Raw genomic sequence first — 18,164 nt, forward strand, 5'->3', positions numbered from 1 at the left:
TCAATATAATTTGGGTACAAGAAACAAGAAAGCTGAGTGCAAGCACTACACATAGTAGACTCAGCAAAGCTGATACCGTATCCAATTTATAAAGGATTGATGATAGTCACTTATCTTAGACAAGGAACCAAAGCATGACTCAGCATAAAGGCACACCTTCAGACAAACCAAAAAGCACTAGCAACAAGCGCACTACTGCACTATCAACTAAATTCAATACCAAAACAGTAATTATGAGTGCCTCATTGGCAGCATTGCTCGTAACATCGGGCTGCGCCACCAGCTCATTATTGGAAAAAGACAGTTATAGCAGTACGAGTACCACAAAAAATGTATTGTCTGAAGATCAAATCATCGCTTTTGGTCGTCCTGCGCAAGCGTTGCCAAAAATGCCAAATGCATCCATGGTTATCGTTGGTGAGAAAAACAGCTATGTGCTGAGCCAAGGTGGGACAGAGATGATCAGCTTACTAGGTAGCTTGACGCCTAAAAACATCCAAGTCGATAACGATATGAACTTTTATGTGCCGAACAACGATGGGTATTTCCAAGGAGAGATGAAGCTCTCTTATGCCAAGTTAAAAGACGAATTTAAACGTTCTGATTATCAGTTCTTTTTACAGAATGGTGGTACAGAATGTACCTCAGCCAGTGACAAACGCATCAATGCTCAACGCTTTTGTTTTAGCGTCCCTGTCAAAGGCGCTATCTATCCGCAAGTCAGTAATTTGAGCATGATTCAGTCAAATTATCGCGCTTTATCTAAGCCTTATATGGTGAGCTTTTATTCAGAAACCACGCAAAGCCATGTGTCTAGTAGCGGTGCAAACACGGCGCAAAAGCTCGTATTGCTACCCTTTGCCCTAGCGTTTGACGTGGTTACTTTCCCACTTCAGCTATTAGAGTAGTTAGTTTTCTGTACTTATGACAGGGTACATCAAGAATAACGGGTTAAATAAAAAAGGTTTCTAAAAATTTGGAAGCCTTTTTTTATAGATTATCTTACGCTATCAATGACTTATCGCTAATCGTTATGACATCATGAGTTGAATTCATGTTAAAATGAGCACTTTTAAATAAGCCGTTAATATTTTTAATAAATAACGGCTTTTTTTAGTGCCATTTTCTATTCAACAGGTCCGCCCATGTCAGCTGATACCATCGCCCGCACCGCCTTTAAACAAGGCACAAAACCTCTTTACGATTACGACAAACACTGGGCGAGCTGCTACGAGCCTGCACCATATCTGCCTATGAGTCGCAAAGAAATGGACGATCTAGGCTGGGATGCCTGTGATGTCATTATCGTTTCAGGTGACGCTTATGTCGATCACCCAAGCTTTGGCATGGCGATCATTGGACGTCTGCTAGAGTCGCAAGGGTTTCGCGTGGGTATCATTGCCCAGCCAGACTGGAAGAGCAAAGACGCCTTTATGGAATTGGGCAAACCTGTTTATGCTTATGGCGTGACCGCAGGCAACATGGACAGCATGATCAACCGCTATACAGCCGATCGCAAGATTCGTAGCGATGACGCCTACTCTCCAGGTAATGTCGCCAATAAACGTCCTGACCGTGCCGCTATCGTCTATAGCCAGCGCTGCCGCGAAGCCTATCCTGATGTGCCTATCATCTTAGGTGGTATCGAAGGCAGCCTACGCCGCATCGCTCATTATGATTACTGGTCAGATAAAGTACGCCGTAGTATCTTAATGGATGCGCGTGCCGATGTTTTATTATATGGTAATGCTGAGCGCGCCATCGTCGATGTGGTACATGGCTTGGCAAAAGGCTATAGCTTTGAGCAAATGAGTAAGCTGCGTGGTACGTCGTACCTGTTGACGCCGACACGCCGCCATTGGCAAAAAGGTATGACAGAAGTCGCCAGTAATGATGTCGATACAGTCGGTCGTGTGGATCCGATTATTAATCCTTATGTGATGACAGAAGATGTCGATCAGTGCTCAATTGAGCAAGAAAAACCAAGCGACTCGCCCGTTGGGCAGGCCATGCCGTCGTCTATGTCATCCATGTCATCACAATATCAAGGCTTTGTGGCCGAGCCTGTCACCCAAAAAGTCATCAACGCAGAGCAAGTAGACACCGATACCCAAGTAGTGCAAATGCGCGGCTTTGATACTGCCAAAGGAAGAAATAATAAGCCGATGACGGCGCGCAAGCATAAGCTAAAAATGCCGCCACGTGAGCAAACTGTCATTCGTCTGCCTGATTATGAACACGTCAAATCTGACCCAGTGCTTTATGCTCATGCCAACCGTATCCTGCACCTTGAGACCAATCCTGGTAATGCCCGTGCGCTCGTGCAGCGTCATAGTAGCGGTGCGGGTAACTCGCATACTTCAATCGATGTGTGGCTGAATCCACCACCAGTGCCACTCTCGACCGAAGAGATGGATTATGTGTTCGATCTGCCTTATGCACGTCTGCCGCATCCAAGCTATGGTGGTGCGCGTATCCCTGCTTATGACATGATTAAGTTTTCGGTCAATATTATGCGCGGCTGTTTCGGCGGTTGTACGTTCTGCTCAATCACTGAGCACGAAGGTCGTATTATCCAAAACCGCTCAGAAGACTCAATCCTGCGTGAAGTCGAAGCTATCCGTGATACTGCGCCTAACTTCACTGGTGTGATATCTGACCTTGGTGGTCCAACTGCCAATATGTATCGTCTAAACTGTAAAGATGAGACGATTGAAAAGAACTGCCGTAAGCCGTCTTGTGTCTATCCTGACGTCTGCGAAAACCTAATTACTGACCACAGTAATTTGACTAAGCTATATCGCAAAGCGCGTGATATTAAAGGTGTGAAAAAGATTCTTATTGCCTCTGGACTGCGTTATGACTTGGCAGTAAAAGACCCTGAATACGTCAAAGAGTTGGTCAGCCATCATGTCGGTGGTTATCTAAAGATTGCCCCAGAACATTCAGAAGACAACGTACTATCAAAAATGATGAAGCCGGGTATGGGCTCATACGATAAATTCAAAGCCATGTTTGAGCAGTACAGCCAAGAAGCTGGCAAAGAGCAATACCTGATTCCTTATTTCATCGCGGCGCATCCCGGCACCAAAGATGAAGACATGATGAACCTTGCGCTTTGGCTAAAAAGCCATGGCTACCGCGCTGACCAAGTACAGGCATTTTATCCTAGTCCAATGGCGACAGCGACTACCATGTACCATACGCACAAAGATCCATTACATAAAGTGAGCCGTGCTGAAGGTGACATGGATATTGTCAAATCTGGCAAGCAGCGTAAACTGCATAAAGCGTTTTTGCGCTATCATGATCCAAAAAACTGGGTAATGCTACGTAAAGCCTTACAAGACATGGGCCGTAGTGATTTGATTGGTAAAAATCGTGGTTGCTTGATTCCGCCATTTAATGCCCATCTAGAAGGACGTGATGCCGCTCAAGACAGTTATCAATCAGCACGCAAGAAAAACAGTCGCTTGGGTAATGATTCGGTCAAACGTAGTAACGGTTCTTCAAGCAATAAAGCAGCTGCTAAAAAAGGGGCTGCGGGTAAAAACACAGTCAGTAAAAACGCTAAGAAACGTGTCAATAAAGGCAACTTTCAAACCCAGCATACGGGTCTGCCACCGCGCAAAACCAAATGATTATAGGTAGTTAAGATGCGCTCGCACCCATGAGCATACCTTAGCTACCTTGTTTTAATAATGCTCAATGAAACAAAAAAGCGCCTATCGATTCATATGTCGATAGGCGCTTTTTTATGTGTGAGAGATCACTTTTAGCCCGTATCATCCACTATTTTAATTGTCTTCCAACACACTCAAAATGAGACATTACATTAGTCAGCGATTGTGTGACAAAGCAAACATGTAACAAACAATTTCTAACATTTCCCTAGGTTCGTTTTGGGTACTATATAGCTATAAGCTTAACGCATACTTAAATATAATTACATGATACCGTCTATATCTTTGGAGAAAACCATGAATACCCTTACTAAAATTGTCGCAGCTCTACCTGCCCTCGCCCTATTAAGCGCTTGTGCGACTACTGCTCCGACTACTCCAAATACATCAGACGTGCCTGAGTCAGACACACCTACATCAGAGACTATGCCTAGTGCCGCTTACGATCGTATGGCACCAGCGCCTTATACTTGTACGGATGACAGCATCATCACGGCAAAACAATCTATCAATAAAAAACAAGTCATGCTGAACGTGACATTGCCTAAAGTAAAATGGGCGTCACAGCCAGTTATCTTAAATGGTGAAGCGCAAGATCATGTCGCCAGCTATGTCAATGACTCAAGCCCAGACGCGGTCTACGCATGGCATATGAAAGAAGACAAAGGTATCTTTGCCATTAAATGGGCCGATGGTACGGAATACCACGTAAGCTGCCAAATCTAATAACAGCGTCATACACAAAGAGCGATGATAAACGTTCATCAGTCATCATATGGTGGCTGTTTTTTTGAGTTTTATTATTTTAGCAGCACTATAAAGTGATTTATGATTAACCGTATAAAGGATATATCGATGGCTAAGCGTCTGATGAGTATGAAAGTAATCGCTACTGCAAGTGTATTGGTACTAATGGGTTTGACAGGGTGTGACAAAAGTACTGAGACGACCGAACCAAACTCTGAAACGGCAGCGACCACTACACAAGATGCAGCAACGACTGCGAGTAACACTGTTGACTGGTCTCTAGTCGCAAGCGATGAAGCAGCTGCTGAGATGACTAGCTACAAATATCCATTTGCCATCGATAGTAAAAATGTGCGCGATTATGCAGATTTTTTCAAAGTGGACACTGCTACCGCTCAACATAACCTGACGGTAAGTATGGCCAGCAATGAAGCACTGTCCAAAATATTGGATCAGCTAAGCGAGACCTATGTCTCACATGAGCTAACCGATGGCGAGGACATGACGCTTATCATTCATACTACGCCTGATGTCGCTGCTAGCAGCTACGATTATGTGTTGTCTGATGATTTTGCGAAAGGGCTGGTATTGCCGATTGAGATCAAACCTGATGGTAAGAAAAGTGATGTTGAAGGGCATGGAGAGATGGCTGAGTAGAGGTTAAGATTGACATTAGTCATTCATATAAGACGTATCAGATACCTGTCCATCATCTTTATAACTAATAAAACAAGTCGATCTTCCCATCGTTCTAGTATCGGATATTAAGACTTTGGATTGAATATTTTCTGAATATTCAAAGTTATTGTCATCAGCTTGTTTTTTGATATCTTGTATTAAATCGCCTTTTTCGATGGAATCACAAAACTTTTGCATTTGTTTGGGATAATACGTAAAGACAAAAGCAGAATATAAGAAAGCATAAGTCATCACTATTGTGATAATGCTTCCAGCATAAAGCAGCAGACTTTTCATCATACTACTCAATTTTTTTATCAAAAAAGCTATCTTTTGCATTGCTCTAATTACCTAAAAATTATGCTAACTGACCAGTGTACTGCTTGTAGGAGACTTATTACATACTGTCACAGACTTCATAGCATGATTTATATGACTTGCACTATTTATATGCTTTAGGCAGAGTCTCAGGCCTGAATACAGGTAGATCAAAGCGCAAAAGCACTGACTACACTGCGTCTTTCATGCTCAACATTTTTGTTTATCATGAGGTTACTACTCATACTATTTATGAATAGTGATGTACGCTGGCGGCACTGCCAAAGTAAGCCAAACATTGTTTTCTGCTTGATAAAACTTATAACCTTCTTCTTGCATTTTATGGCTATCAATACTTAATACAACAGGCTTGCCATAGCGCATGCCTGTTTTTGTTGCGGTATCATAATCTTCCGTCAAATGAACATATTGTCTTTTTTGAGATACGAGTCCTTCGTTGTTGATGTTTTCTATAAAACGTTGAGCCGTACCATGAAGCAAGTTTGCAGGAGGCGTTGTTTCTTTTAGATTCAAGTCTACCGTCTTTAAAGAGTGACCTTGCACAGCTCTTATATACTGACCATCGTCAGAAATTGAAAAACGTCCTTTCTTATCACTTTCTACGATAGAATGAATTTGCTCTAACATAATATTATTGCCTGACGTATTGGCTAATTGCATCAGTTCATTGATATCAGCCCAGCCGTCACTACTAAGTACCAGACCTATGGAGTCAGGCTCATGTCGTAAAATATAGCTTAAGAACTTACTGGTTTCGGTATTGTTTTTCATGAGTATTTTTCAGGTCAATTAGAGTAGTTTGTTTTTCAAGGTGTGCTGGGCGTGCCCTACTAAAAAATATGCAAAGTGCTTATTCTTGCGTGAATGAGTAAAGCAACCGTGACTCCCTACTAAAGCGGAAGACGAAAACTGTACGCGATGGACGAGCGCCGAGTGAATTATTAAAGGATAACAGCTCATGACCCGCATATTTGCCCATTTTGAAAGAACTCAATGCTGAGGCCATGCTTTTAAATCTTTATCTTTTTCACTTGCGCTAGGAACGAGCATGTTATTAAAGTATGACCTAACCAGAAAGTCCCCTCTAAGGGATTTTCACTTGCGAACCTGAGGAGGAATAAGCAAAACACTGTTTTGCCCAGCGCAAGACAAGAGCCATGCTCGCAGTTAGCAGTGCAATTTTTTAACGGTTTTCATTCCCAACCAACACCAAAAACTCATCCTCACCCACAACTTTCACGCCTAGCTTTTCTGCTTTGATCAGTTTGGAGCCAGCTTTTTCGCCTGCCAGTAACGCCGTGGTTTTTGCCGAGATGCTGCCTGAGACTTTTGCACCGAGAGCTTGTAGTTTGGCTTTGGCTTCATCTCGCGCCATGCTATCGAGCGCACCCGTGATGACCCACGTTTGCCCATCGAGTGGTAGCCCTTCTGAGGCGACTTGCTCGACCTTATCCCAATGCACGCCAGCGTCTAGCAGCGAATTAATCACCTCTATATTGTGCGGTGCACGGAAAAACTCATAAGCCAGCTCGGCAGTGATAGTGCCAACGTCAGGGGTTTTAATCAGGGTTTCGATACTGGCTGCCATCAGGCTATCGAGGTCACCAAATTGCTGGGCAAAGTTTTGTGCCGTACCTTCACCGACACCGCGTATACCGAGTGCATAAATAAAGCGAGCCAATGTCGTGTGCTTGCTGGCTTCGATAGCGTTGATGATATTTTGTACCGATTTTTCACCCAGTTTTTCTAATGTTAATAGCTCATCTACATGATTGTGCAATTGATAAATATCAGCGACGGTTTTGACCAGACCATGCTCAAAGAAGCTAATCAGCCAACTTGCACCAAGTCCATCAATATCCATCGCCCGACGCGAGACAAAGTGAATGAGTGCCTCGGTCTGCTGCGCTGGGCAAAATAGGCCGCCAGTACAGCGTGCCAGTGCTTCATCTTCTGGCAGCACCACAGGCGAGTCGCAGACAGGGCAAGTAGATGGCAGTGTCACTGGTGTGGAGTCTGCTGGACGCTGCTCATGCCAGACGCGGGTGACTTTGGGGATGACATCACCAGCACGGTGTACGCTGATCATATCGCCCGCTCGCACGTCCAAACGCTGAATCTCGCCAAAGTTATGCAAGGTGACATTGCTGACCGTGACGCCGCCCACTTTGACAGGTTCGAGCTTGCCCACTGGTGTGATCTGACCTGTACGTCCTACTTGCCATTCGATATCGTTTAGACGCGTCATGACTGTTTCGGCAGGGAATTTATAAGCAGTTGCCCAACGCGGCTCACGTGACAAAAACCCAAGCTGCTGCTGCAATGATAGGCTATTTACCTTTATCACCATGCCATCAATCTCAAACGGCAAATCAGCACGGCCCTCAATCACTGACTCATAGTAGGTCTGAGCGGCGCGTGGGGTTTTGACCACTTCCACAGCGCTAACGGTAAAGCCCAAGTCTTTTAACCACGCCAAGCCTGCTGACTGCGTTTCGATGGTCTCAGGCAGTCCTTGATTGATAGAGTAAGCATAAAATGCCAATGGACGACTGGCGGCGATGGCTGGGTCTAACTGGCGTAAGCTCCCAGCGGCAGCATTGCGTGGATTGGCAAAAGTTTTTTCATCCTTCTCTAATGCCAAACGGTTCAGACGCTCAAACCCCGCTTTGGGCATCAGCACTTCACCACGTACTTCTAACAGCTCGATATCAGCGGCATCAGCTATCCACAATGGCAAATTACGAATGGTTTTGGCATTTTGAGTAATGTCCTCCCCCGTTTGCCCATCACCACGCGTAACGGCTTGTACAAACTTACCATGCGCATATTTTAACGATACGGCTAAGCCATCAAGCTTTAACTCCATCTCATACTCTGGGTTTTGCTGTGCATCACTCAAACGGTCATTCACACGGCGGATAAAGGTATGTAGCTCGTCATAATCAAAGACATTGCCCAGAGATAACATGGGAATATCGTGGGTCACTTGGGTAAAGGCAGACAATGGCATGTCGCCCACTTGATTAACCGGACTGTCTGGCTGTATAAGTTCTGGATGTGACTCTTCTAACGCGACCAAAGAACGACGCAATTGATCGTATTCGCTGTCTTCTAAGATGGGGTTATCTAGTACGTAATACGCATAATTATGCGTCTTTAGAGTATCAATCAGCGTGCGCATTTGCACAACGATATCGTTATGAGCAGTATTTGGTAAGGTAGAGTCAGTCATAGTCAGCGTCTTTTGTTTGCAATTCAAGATGACGATATGATAGCAAGTTTGTAAGAGACTCGGTATAGTCAATCCCATATAAATCAGATACTGTGTCAGGCTCGCTCAGTCTACTATGTGCAGTACTTTCACTCACCTTCCTTGTATCTAAATTATAGTCAAATCCATATAAATCCGCTACATCGTCATCCTCACTAACCATACTAATGTATAGCTTGCACTCGGCTTCCTTGTATCGAAAATATTTGGAATCAACTATATCTTGAACCGACTCTAGCATTTTGCAGAAATGAGGGCGCATTAAAAAAGGCAAATAACGTAAATCGCTATTTGCCTTTTTAATGCTACTGTTATCAATTAGGTTTAATCAGTTTTTTTATCGTTTAACCTCTTAACCTTCAAGTTTTTAACCTTCATAGTCACGCACTTGGTTACGTAGCTGCTGCTTGTATTCAGGGGTGATTGGCTCGTTCTCTTCATCTAGTATAATCGCGTCCAAATCGCTTGCCATCATATAAGCAATACTCATCATACTATCAAAGCTGCGCACGGCTTGTGGATGCGGTAATGATAAAAACACCACCAAACCATTATAAGTATTGGTCGCGACACTATGCGGATCAAAAGGTGCAATACCGTTATCGGTGATGCCCATCATACTGAACCACAGCATGCCTGTACCGTCTTTTTGCTCATAGCGATGAAACATATTCATCGCACCATAACGCAAACCGTACTTATCAATCAGCTTTAATAAATCGCGACCGCGGATAATCGAGATTGGACGGTCACGATACTGGTGAGGCAAGATAGTAATATTGATATTGTCTTTGGCGTTAATCAATGGACCATTTTGCGCTTCATCAACAGACTCTGATAAATGCTGATCGAGAATAGGACTGTTATCATCAAAACTTGGCTCTGCGACCGTATCAATAGATGGCATCAAACTTTCAGTTGCCGACATCAAGCTAGAAAACGCGTCTGGCTCTTGCTCGATATGCATCTGTTCAGCAGTTGCTACAAACTCAGCATCGTCACTACGCTGCTGATCTGCTTGCCAGCCTGCATATTCGGCGTCGTTCGTATAAGCATTAATGTCATGGTTAGCTGCGCCTTGACCTTGCAAGATATTGGCATTGGCGTCACTATGGGTTAACGGCTCTTCTTCAATCACCGCATTTAGATACTCACGGTCAGGGCCAATACTGGTCTCACCAGCGACCGTGTCATCAAGATCAGGCTGGTCGACAATATTTCGTTCATGACGCGGTATGATAGGAATACCATTTTTATCATAGTTGACCGCAGTAGTTTCGGCGTGTTTGCGACGCTTAAAGCTACGAATGACCATAAACAACCCTGCAAGCATAATAAATGCGGCAATGGCGATCAATATAAACTGAATAGCGGTCATGAGAAATACATCCTAATATATGACAAAAGGGATTACACAAGAGGGAATAATTGGCAATAGTCTAGCATGGCTAATTAATATCGTCATCATATAGTCATCGTTTACCGTCAGCCTGACATAATTGTGTAACGTGATAACCTTGGCGATATAATAATCTCACTATCATTTGGATTCAAACAAGCCGAGCGACTGTCTATAAGCACTTCACTGAACAGCACTGATACCGTATCTAACTTAATAGATGACTAAGCATATAGACGACTAAATATATAGATAATTGAATATATAGTCAAAAAATACCAAAACGGATATAAGGTAGCGAACTGCAGGTGGTACATTTAGAGAGGGTTACATCGTAACCATTTAGTCGCTCACTGCCTATAACTATACCACTAGCAGCGGCTTGTCAGTTATCAATTTATTTGGCTATTCAGTAATATAACGTGCTGCTTCATCTAGCGAGACGCTGACTAACGTAGAAACACCTGCACTGGGCATGGTGATACCTTTTAGCTCATCGGCAATTTGCATCGTTAATTTATTATGACTGATAAAAATAAACTGCAAATCATCTGCTAATTCATGAATCAAGCTGGTAAAGCGTTCGACATTGGCATCATCAAGTGGCGCATCGACTTCATCGAGCACACAGAATGGCGCTGGATGCTGCTTAAATATTGCAAAAATCAAACTCAGCGCGGTGAGCGTTTTCTCACCACCTGACAATACAGCAAGGCGACTATTACGCTTACCCTTTGGCTGTGCCATTAAGGTTAATCCGGCGCGCCACTGCTCTGATCTTGGTGCATTGACAGGCATATCGTCAGTATTGAGCGTTAAACTGGCTTGTCCGCCGCCGAAGACTTTGGCAAATAAATTGGCAAGCTCAGTATTAACGGCATCGAGCGTCTGCATAAACAGCGTCTTGGTGGTCTCGTCAATCGACTCAATCGCAGCCGTTAGCGTCTGCATACTCGCCGCAATATCCGTTGTCTGCTGCGCCAATGGCTCTAGTCGTTCATTAACCTCCGCCAACTCTGCCACCGCTGCTAAATTCACCGCACCTATCTTACCCAACTGCTGCTCAATCTTGGTACGTTCAGCCTCTAGCTCTACGATTTTATCTGGACGCACACGGCGATCATGCACGATAAAATCAGCAAGCAAGTTTGAAACGCTCACTTTTTGCTGCGGATGCTGTGCTGACTCTGATGGCGATTGATATTGATGGCTCACCTTATAATACGCTTCTAGAGCGTCATGCGTATGAGTGCTGGCGTCGTCCAACCGCGCCATACTGAGCGCTAACTCAGTAGCGTGGTTTGCAAGCTGACCTTGCTGAACTTGTAGCGTATTTTGCAAGCTGTCTAACGCTGTCTGCTGCTGCGCATAGTCTTGCTTTAGCGCAGCCAACGCAGTGTCTCGTTCTGTTAATAGCACTTGCTGCTTATCTCGGGCTGTCTGCGCCGTCTGTAATACTGATTGCAAGTCTGGTAGCTTATCTTGCTGTTTCTGATGACTCGCTTTTAGCTGCTGCTCACTCTGCAATGACTTGTCGTGTTGTTCAATCGCTCGCGTAAGGCCACTAGCGCTATGCTCCAAACGCATCTCACTCTGCTGGATACGTAACTGTAGTGCTTGCCATGCATCATCATCCGCTTGGCGGCTACGATTGAGCTCACTGCGCTCAGCTTGTAATTGCTGACTCAATGCTCGTGCTTCTGCTATTTGTGGTGTTAGCGCTGCTAGTTCATGCTGAATATGCTGCTGCTCATCAATCAGCGTTTGCTCCTCCTGCGCTAACTCTAATTGCTCTTGCTCAAGATCTGACTTATCCGCCATGAGTCGTAGGCTGTCTGCTTGTAAGCGCTCAGCATTGGCGCGCTGTGTGGTGAGCTGCTGCTGACATTTATGCTTATCACGGGTCAATTGCTCAGCTTGTGCTCGCGTTTCTTCTAAATTGATCGTTAGTGCATCATAGTCGCGTTGGTGCTTTGTAATGGTTTTTTGCTGCGTGTCTATCTTGGTTTCAAACTCATCAAGTAAGTCTTCTAATGCTTGCAAACGATTACGCTGCTGCAAACGCTGGGTTAAAAACTGACTATTACTGTCACTTTGACCCGCTTGCGCACCTGTGAATTTACTCAGGTTAATCGTCCCCTGACGACTGATGAGCCAACCGTCTGTGGTGAGCAAGATAGCTGACGGTGGCAGTGATTTTAAGATATCAGCAAGCGCTTCTAGGCTATGCTGAGCGCTCGCTTCTGATTGTGCTATATATAGATAACAATGCTGCCACAGCGCCAATACTGGCTGAGTAATCAGCTGTGACAACGGCATTATTTTATCAATCAAGCTGTCTGGCAACTGATTGATAAATACCGCTGCATTTGGTTTGTTTTGATTGGCAGACAGCCACAAGCTATGACCGCTCTCTACCGAAGACTGACCTTCCGTATGTGCCTGCTCATTCTGTGCCGTCTGATAGGTAATGATATTCGTTAGATTAGATTCAAGCTCACACCATAGACTATCGGAGTCTGCAGAGCTGTTTCGCGCTTTTTCTGTGCCAGAAGTTTTTGCTGTAAACACATGGCTGTCTAGCCACAATGATAGTACGTTATCGAGTAGCTCGGAATGCTGCTGTCCTTGTGCGCTTAGCTCAATCTGCTCACGCAAGGTGGTAATGGCTAACTCGTCATAGCGGTTTTTGGCTTTATTTTCTAAACTGGCTTTTGACTTACTAGCTCCTGGCTTACTGGCTTCAGAAATAGCTGCTTGCTGTTGCGGTTTAGCTGTCGGTTTTAGATGCAATATCTGATGCAAGGTATCGTACTCACTTGCCAATACCGCGTGCTGCTTCTCACACTCCCTTAACTCACGCTGCTGCGCAGTCAAGCGCTGCTGTAAATCATGCGCTTGCGGTTGTAGTTCAGACAGACGCTCATCGACGCTGTCTTGTTGGCGCGTCATCTGCTGTAGCTGTTTATTCAATTCTACAACTTGGGTCTCTAACGTCTGCTGTACGCTTTGTATATCCGTTGAAGATTGCTCGTCAGAGTTATCCTTATCGTTAGAGGCTGATAGTAACAGGGACTGTTGTAATTGCTGCCATAGATTTTGCCAGTTTTGCTGGCGGCGCTGCCACTTATTGTGGTTTTGCTGATGGCGTTTTTGCGCTTGGCTATTAATAGCTTGCTGCTGCTCAAGCGTACGCACATTATCTTGTAGCCGTGACAGCTGGTTTTGCGCGTCATGCCATGCGCGTTGTAGCGGTTGCTCGTTGCGCTTATGCGTGTCACGTTTACTCGTCAACTCAGTCAGCTGTGGACGCAACGTCTCTAATATATTCTGCTGCTCCGCTTGCTCGGCTTTTAATCGATCAATCTCACTAACCGCTTGCGTGCGCTGTTGATCCAAGCTTGTAAGCTGCTGCTCAATCACGGTCAATTGTGATTGGGCATCGCTCAGCTCGTGCTCAGCTTGTTGATAGCTTAATTGCTGCTGATAATGAGCGCTTTGGGCATCGTCCTTGAGCCATTGCTCTTGGTTGATGTGTGTGGCGAGTTTATCTTGCTGCGCTTTTAGCGTCTCATAGTCAGTTTGCAAGCTAGCGACTTCAGTAGCACTGCGTTCATGCGCTAGTTTTTGCTGCTGCTGAGTGTGCTTGGCTTGATACAGCTGCTGAATAGCGAGCTGTTGCTTGATATCAGCAAGCGTTAACGCTAGCTCCTCGTAGCGCTGCGCACTGGCGGCTTGCCTCGACAGGCGCTTTTGTTGGCTGACCAACTCGCTTTGCATATCATGCAGACGGGCTAGGTTTTCTTGTGTTTTTTCTAGTTTTTTCTGTGTTTCTTCGCGGCGCGCTTGATAGCGAGATACTCCTGCCGCTTCTTCGATAAACTCACGCAGCTGCATAGGACTGGATTCGACAATACGCCCAATCATACCCTGCTCAATCACCGCATAACTACGCGCACCAAGCCCTGTACCCAAAAACACATCGACCACATCACGGCGACGACAACGTGTGCCATTGATGAAATAATCTGAGCGTCCTTCTTTATTGACCTGACGACGAACGGACAGCTCTTGGTACAAATTAAACTCGTGGCGAATACCTGTGTGCTCATCTTGCGTATGCTCAAACGTCAGCTCGACACTGGCGACACTTTTGGCTGCCTTATCTTGCGTACCAGCAAAGATAACATCACTCATCGCGCCACCACGTAGCTGCTTGGCAGAGGTCTCCCCCAGCACCCAACGTATGGCATCAATCACATTGGATTTGCCGCAGCCGTTCGGCCCGACGATGGCGGTGATGCCATGGCGGAAGGTAAAAGTAGTAGGATTGGCAAAGGATTTGAAGCCTGCCAGCTTTAGGGATTTTAGACGCATGGAGAATCAGTAAACTTAGCAAAAACAGGCGGCTATTCTACCTGAAATTGTGGTGGATTTTTAGGGTATATCACTGACCAAGCTTGAATATCGCTAATAGATAACTATTCTACCCTTTGACCAGTTTGATCTACTTTGAAAGATTCTCCTTTGATGCTTACATCAAATTTACCATCATCAAATTCTCCAATATAATCATACATAATAGGTAGTACAATTTCATTTTGATAATTGATAATACCCATTTTATAATCGTTACCTACACGAATGAACCCATCATACGTATTACGAAGTTCAGTATATTTTAATGGAATGATGGTGGTGCCATTTGGTCTTATAACACCCCACTTTCCTTTTTGTCGGACGGCATATGAACTATCATCAAAATCTTCAATATCATCGTACTCAAACGGCACAAGCACCTTGCCACTAATATCAATAAGACCCCATTTATCTTCTAACTGAGCATACGCAATATTATGATTAAATGAGGATATCTCTTGGTACTTTAACGGCACAACAGTTCGACCTTGCTGATCTATTACACCGAAACGTTCTTTAATACGTGCTAATAGTAGGTCATCATCTAATGGCTTCAAACTATCGTAACTCGTAGATGGGACTATTTTGCCCTGAGCATCAATTAAGCTAAATTTTTCATCTCTCTTCAAAATCCCACCCGACAAATAAAATCGACGACTAATAGAATCGTAAAGTGCAGGTAAAATTATCTCGCCATATTTATTTGCCAAACCGTATTTATCTGCCAACTCTAAAGCATAAAAATAATCTGCTTCAGCATCTATCTCTTCTATCCTATCGTACTTTATAGGTAAGACAATTTCGCCCAATTTATTTAATAAGCCATATTTATCATCTTTACTAATGGTCACGACTTGTTTAGGAATATCGTATCTAGTATCAAGCGTAGGATAGAAAGAATACTCTAGAGGCAAGACTATCTCACCTGAACTATCGATAAGACCCTCGCCCCTATCACCCCTAACTTGTATCAGATGGTTTGTGTATTTACGTACACTGCCATATTTGTTAAGAACCTGCTGGTAAACTTCTTCATTGAGAAATAGTTTTTTACACTCTGTCGGTGATATATGATTACATCCACGATACCTTGCTGGCGCAGCAGTTAGTTCTCGCTTAGCTTCTTGTACATCAGAATCGGTAGCCATAGCCCCTGATGAGTAGCTAAAAACAAGTGCTAGGCTTATAACAGATAGACTAAAGGTTTTGATTGTTTTCACTACACATCCTATTTATTATTTTTATGGTTGTTTTTCAACGCATCTTTGAGCTGATAAGCTTTCCATCTCTCGTATTTGATCTCAATAATATTGTTACCTTGATCATCAATAAATCCATACTTATCATCGATTTTAGCCTCAATATATTTATAGTTTGTGTCTCGCACTATATTTAGTTTATCAAATATTATGGGCGTAATCTGCTTGCTGTTACTGTTGAATAAGCCAACTTTATCGCCTTGCTTCAAATATCCTAAACTTCCTTCTAAAGAGCGGTAACCATCGTACTCAAAAGGAACAATCAACTCTCCCTTATTGTCAAATATGCCATGCTTGTCAGCTAACTCTGCAATAATTATATTGCCTCGAATATAGACATCATCATAGATAGGTTCAACTACAATACCTTGGCTATTTATGGCACCCTCACCCTCATCGTTTGAAATCTTTTCCAAGTCATCATCATAACTAAGGTAAAATGGCTTATATTTAGCAGGCAGTATCACCTTTGTTTGTTTATCCATTAATCCATACATACGATCTTTTTCTATCTTATAAACGCTCGTTTCTTCTGAAGACAACGGTTCAATTTCATCATAAATATAAGGAACAACCAATCTTCCCTGAGTATCTATAGCACCCCATTTACCCGACTGCTGGACAAATGCAAAACCATTATCGAAGCTACGACCGTTTTCAAAATCCAAGGTAGTAAGTACTTTATTATGCTGATCAATGTATCCAACTTTATTGTTTTTAATAACTAGCGCTAAATTGTCATGAAAGGGTGCTATCACCTCATAGATTATAGGTACAACTAACTCATTAGACTTGTTAATCACTCCCATTTTTCCATTCTTAAAAACTCTAGCAAGACCTTCCTTAAACGCCCAAGCGTTATCGTACTCAAGAGGAATAATGCGCTTTCCTGATCTATCAACATATCCCCATTTACCCTCTTTGGTAGCAATAGCGAGTCCATCGAAAAACTTACTGATATGGTCGTACTGATAATCAGAAACAACATTTCCTCTACTATCAACTAAACCATATTTGCCTTGTTTTTGTGCAATAGCGACGCCTGATTCTACGCAGTTTGCCCAAATACCTTCATCGACTGGCGGCTTGGTACATTCTTCTGCAATCGCATGCTGTAGTGTTAGTCCTTGTATAACAGTAGCGGCTATGAGTAGCTTCAAAACCTGATGTCTTATGATTATCACTTGTGCTCCTTTATATAAAAACTGCATCAACTTAACAGTATGATCAGTGATTCTGTTAAATAATCCCAATCCCGCTCAATAACAACTGCCCACCAGCAAAGACTAACAACACGCCAAACGCTCGCTTAAGCATAGCGGCAGGCAATACATGAGCGAGCTTGGCACCGACTTTTGCCATCGCAAAGCTAGCCACTGAAATACATAAAAATCCCGTGATATGGACAAACCCTATCGTGCCCTCAGGCAGATTGACCACGTCTTGACCGAACCATGCAAACCCTGCCGCGCCAGCCAATGCAATTGGTAGACCACATGCCGCAGACGTACCGACTGACTGCTTCATCGGTAGTCCAGCCCAATTCAAAAACGGCACAGTCAAACTACCACCACCAATACCGAAGATAGAAGACGCCATACCAATGCCCGTACCAGCACCAAACTGAATACCAGCAGGTGGCAGCGGCTTGCCCAACTGTTCTTTATTAGAAAAAAACAGCATTTTTAACGCGACCAATAGCGCGCCAACCCCGATAATGGCTTGTAATAATTTGCCATCGATCATATCCGCGATACCAGCGCCGACCAAACTACCGATGACCAAGCCCAATGCCATCTTTCGCCACACTTCCCAGCGGACACCGCCACGCTTATTATGAGCTGTGAGTGAGCTAATCGAGGTCACAACGATTGTTGCCAGTGAGGTACCAATCGCCAGATGGGTAATAACCTCTGGTGAAAATCCATAGGCAGTAAAAATCCACACCAGTGCCGGTACGATAATCATGCCACCGCCAACGCCAAACAAGCCAGCACTGACGCCAGCGAATGCTCCTGCAATCACAAACCACACATATAACATCATCGAATTAGCCTTTTATCACTTCTGCTGTTTGAACGGTATTTTAGTATGACTGATTTGCCCGTTTATGTACTTAATAGCTTGTTCTTAATTACATTTGCCAAATCACAACCCGATCTTTATGCTGTCTACTCTAGGGTGTGTCACCAATTAGATTATGAGCATTAACATGAGATAAATTGATGAAATACTCTAGGCGACGCTCTATCGAAAATCGTTCAGTATATCAAAGATTGGTGGTGTTCTAAAAAGTATGCTGGCATCAGACGTAGCCATAATTGATGTAAAAGAACACCATATCAAACACTTTGAAGTGATTATCG

The 18,164-nt window shown here is 43.9% G+C and carries 12 protein-coding genes; 4 read left to right on the forward strand and 8 right to left on the reverse strand.

Going from position 1 to position 18,164, the window contains the following annotated elements; all coding sequences use genetic code 11:
• Positions 1-134 precede the first annotated feature (134 nt).
• The 4 genes from ACT3SX_RS08735 (at position 135) to ACT3SX_RS08750 (ending at position 5,087) form a co-directional block, all read left to right on the forward strand.
• A complete protein-coding gene (locus tag ACT3SX_RS08735; RefSeq protein WP_442069716.1) occupies positions 135-908 on the forward strand; it encodes a hypothetical protein in 774 nt (257 codons plus the stop codon).
• A gap of 237 nt (positions 909-1,145) precedes the next feature.
• Positions 1,146-3,641 carry a YgiQ family radical SAM protein gene (locus tag ACT3SX_RS08740; RefSeq protein WP_442069718.1) on the forward strand — a complete coding sequence of 832 codons (2,496 nt, stop codon included), beginning with the start codon at positions 1,146-1,148 and terminating at the stop codon, positions 3,639-3,641.
• A 339-nt stretch (positions 3,642-3,980) separates the two neighbouring features.
• Positions 3,981-4,409, forward strand: a complete 429-nt coding sequence (locus ACT3SX_RS08745; RefSeq protein ID WP_192519052.1) for a hypothetical protein — start codon at positions 3,981-3,983, stop codon at positions 4,407-4,409.
• A gap of 129 nt (positions 4,410-4,538) precedes the next feature.
• Positions 4,539-5,087, forward strand: a complete 549-nt coding sequence (locus ACT3SX_RS08750) for a hypothetical protein (protein WP_192519053.1) — start codon at positions 4,539-4,541, stop codon at positions 5,085-5,087.
• A gap of 15 nt (positions 5,088-5,102) precedes the next feature.
• Here the strand turns inward: ACT3SX_RS08750 and ACT3SX_RS08755 are convergent, their stop codons facing one another.
• The 8 genes from ACT3SX_RS08755 to ACT3SX_RS08790 all read right to left on the reverse strand — a co-directional run bounded on the left by ACT3SX_RS08755 (position 5,103) and on the right by ACT3SX_RS08790 (position 17,841).
• On the reverse strand, positions 5,103-5,447 hold the full coding sequence (locus ACT3SX_RS08755; RefSeq protein WP_442069719.1) for a hypothetical protein: 345 nt from the start codon (positions 5,445-5,447) through the stop codon (positions 5,103-5,105).
• A 225-nt stretch (positions 5,448-5,672) separates the two neighbouring features.
• Positions 5,673-6,218, reverse strand: a complete 546-nt coding sequence (locus ACT3SX_RS08760) for an RNA 2'-phosphotransferase (RefSeq protein ID WP_442069720.1) — start codon at positions 6,216-6,218, stop codon at positions 5,673-5,675.
• 412 nt (positions 6,219-6,630) lie between these two features.
• Complete coding sequence (ligA, locus tag ACT3SX_RS08765; RefSeq protein WP_442069721.1) at positions 6,631-8,682, reverse strand: NAD-dependent DNA ligase LigA; 2,052 nt, start codon at positions 8,680-8,682, stop codon at positions 6,631-6,633.
• A 406-nt stretch (positions 8,683-9,088) separates the two neighbouring features.
• Positions 9,089-10,099 (reverse strand): cell division protein ZipA C-terminal FtsZ-binding domain-containing protein, encoded by a 1,011-nt coding sequence (locus ACT3SX_RS08770; protein ID WP_442069723.1) that lies wholly within the window; start codon positions 10,097-10,099, stop codon positions 9,089-9,091.
• 426 nt (positions 10,100-10,525) lie between these two features.
• A complete protein-coding gene (locus tag ACT3SX_RS08775; RefSeq protein WP_442069725.1) occupies positions 10,526-14,497 on the reverse strand; it encodes an AAA family ATPase in 3,972 nt (1,323 codons plus the stop codon).
• Positions 14,498-14,601: 104 nt separating this feature from the next.
• Complete coding sequence (locus ACT3SX_RS08780) at positions 14,602-15,759, reverse strand: WG repeat-containing protein (protein ID WP_192520234.1); 1,158 nt, start codon at positions 15,757-15,759, stop codon at positions 14,602-14,604.
• Between the two features lie 8 nt (positions 15,760-15,767).
• Positions 15,768-17,051, reverse strand: a complete 1,284-nt coding sequence (locus tag ACT3SX_RS08785) for a WG repeat-containing protein (RefSeq protein ID WP_192520233.1) — start codon at positions 17,049-17,051, stop codon at positions 15,768-15,770.
• Positions 17,038-17,841, reverse strand: coding sequence for a sulfite exporter TauE/SafE family protein (locus ACT3SX_RS08790; protein WP_192520237.1), 804 nt, complete (start codon positions 17,839-17,841; stop codon positions 17,038-17,040). Before ACT3SX_RS08790 ends, ACT3SX_RS08785 begins: the two co-directional genes overlap by 14 nt.
• Positions 17,842-18,164: the final 323 nt, after the last annotated feature.

The sequence above is a fragment of the Psychrobacter sp. AOP31-B2-9 genome (assembly GCF_052378005.1).
Lineage (GTDB): Bacteria > Pseudomonadota > Gammaproteobacteria > Pseudomonadales > Moraxellaceae > Psychrobacter.